This window comes from Streptomyces sp., assembly GCF_036566765.1.
Lineage (GTDB): Bacteria > Actinomycetota > Actinomycetes > Streptomycetales > Streptomycetaceae > Streptomyces.
Window position 1 is genome coordinate 1 of the sequence record NZ_DATCVQ010000524.1, and the last position, 2,005, is coordinate 2,005.

General features: G+C 74.9%; 2 protein-coding genes. Both read right to left on the reverse strand.

From position 1 onward, the window contains the following. Positions 1–741: GntR family transcriptional regulator (locus VIU94_RS30470; RefSeq protein ID WP_331916234.1), on the reverse strand; the 741-nt coding region annotated here is incomplete at its 3' end. A 212-nt stretch (positions 742–953) separates the two neighbouring features. After that, complete coding sequence (gene bla, locus VIU94_RS30475; RefSeq protein ID WP_331916236.1) at positions 954–1,970, reverse strand: class A beta-lactamase; 1,017 nt, start codon at positions 1,968–1,970, stop codon at positions 954–956. Between the last annotated feature and the right edge of the window lie 35 nt (positions 1,971–2,005).

Genomic DNA, 2,005 nt, shown 5'->3' on the forward strand with positions numbered 1-2,005 from the left:
CGCGTCCGCGCGCGCCGCGTCCCAGCCCGCCATCCGCTCGCGTACGCACACGGGTTCGCGCAGTCCGAGGTCGGCGACGGCCCGCGCGAAACCGGACTCGATGGGCGCGGTGGTGGGCGCGTCGGAGCGCACGACCAGCGCGAGCCGCTCGTGGCCGAGGCCCCGCAGATGCCGTACGGCGTCGTACGCGCCGCCCTCGTGGTCGGTGCACACGTGCTCGGTCGGGTCGCCCGGACCGTGCGCGGCGAGCCGGCGCTCCACCAGGACCGCGGGTACGGGCAGCGCGAGGAGTTCCTCGGCGCGCCGGCCCGGGTCTGTGGCGGTGTGCAGGGTGGGGACGAGGAGCAGTCCGTGCACGCCGGAGGAGAGCAGCCGGGCGACGGCGGCGTCCTCCTCGGCGGGGTCGTAGGAGGAGCAGGCGAGGACGAGCCGGGCGCCTGCGCGAGCGAGCTCCTTCTCGATGCCCTGCAGGACGCGTGGGTAGTAGAACGCGGTGTCGGGGACGAGCACCCCCACGACGCCCCGGTCGACCCGGCGGCCGGCCTCCTCGTCGGGCCGCTGAGCGGCGAACGTGCCCGCACCCTGGCGGCGTTCGACCAGGCCGAGGGCGACGAGGTCCTCGTACGCCCGCCGGACCGTGGTCACGGAGAGGCCGGTCTCGGCGGCGAGGGCGCGCTCGGTGGGGAGCTTGCTGCCGGGCGGCCAGGTCCCGTCGAGGATGCCGCGCCGCAGCTCGGCCATGAGGGTACGGAACTTCAGCTCGCGCCCACTCGTGGGTACCTCGTCCCGCGCCACCCGGCCCCCTGAACCCGCGCCGATTGCTGACCGATTGCGCGGCGAATACTATCCCCGGCCCCGTGGTGGCGGTCTAGACCTCGTACGGGGCCGGCGGACAGCGACCCGTACGGACCGGCGGACATCGGCCCGTCCGGGACCCGGCAGCCCTCCGTCCGTCAGCGCGTCAGGCCCAGCTCCCGTACGAGCGCGGTCGCCGTCGCCTTGACCGCGCCGCTGTCCGAGGGGCCGGCAGCCGTGGTGCGGCGGGTCAGGACCACGAGCACGACCGGCGCGCCCGACGGCGGGACCGCGACGGCGATGTCGTGCGCCCCGCCATAGGAGGAACTGGTGCCGGTCTTGTCTCCGACCGTCCAGTCGGCGGGCAGGCCGGCCCTGATCCGCTCGTCGCCGGTGACGGTGGCGCGCAGCCAGGCGTTCAACTGCGCGCGGTCGGCGGGCACGAGGGCCCGGCCGCCGCCCGTGCCGACGGCGAGCGTGGCGAAGGAACGGCCGACCGCGACAGGCGTCGTGGTGTCCCGCCGCTCCCCCGGCCGCCAGTCGTTGAGTGCGGGCTCCCAGCGGTCGAGCCGACTGACCGGGTCGCCGAGCGAGCGGAAGAAGCGGGTGAGGCCGGCGGGACCGCCGAGCTCCTTCAGGAGCAGGTTGCCGGCCGTGTTGTCGCTGCGGGTCACGGTCGCGTGGCACAGCTCCGCCACGGACATCCCGGCCGCTCCGTGCCCCTCGGTCACCGGCGAGTTCGGCACCTCGTCGGCCTCCGTCCAGTGCACCCTCCGCTCCAGCAGGCCCGGGTCGGTGCGGCGCGCCTTCTGCAGGATCGCGGCGGCGGCGAAGGCCTTGAAGACGGAGAGGATGGGGAAGGACTCGTCGGGCCGATAGGCGACGGTTCGGCCGGTGCCGGTGTCGTACGCGAACGCGCCGATGCGCACCGCGCGTTCGGACTCCAGCTTCCGGAGCTCGGCCGTGAGCATGGGAGCGGGAGCCTGGTCGGCCACAGGAGCGGGAGCCTGGTCGGCCACAGGAGCGGTGGACAGGGCGGCGGAGGCGGCCGGTCGCCCCGCCGCCGGGGCCGCGCAGGCCACCGTGCCACCGATCGTCAACGCCAGGAGGTACGCGCCCGCGCGCCGTCCCGCCCGATTCCGAAAGGTCGTCGGGTTCATGCGGTCACTCTTCATGGGATCCATCGTCATGCGGTCCATCTCAACACCCA

Excerpts from the sequence above, each read along its gene's own strand:
- bla (WP_331916236.1), bottom strand. The coding sequence starts at position 1,970 with ATGAAGAGTGACCGCATGAACCCGACGACCTTTCGGAATCGGGCGGGA.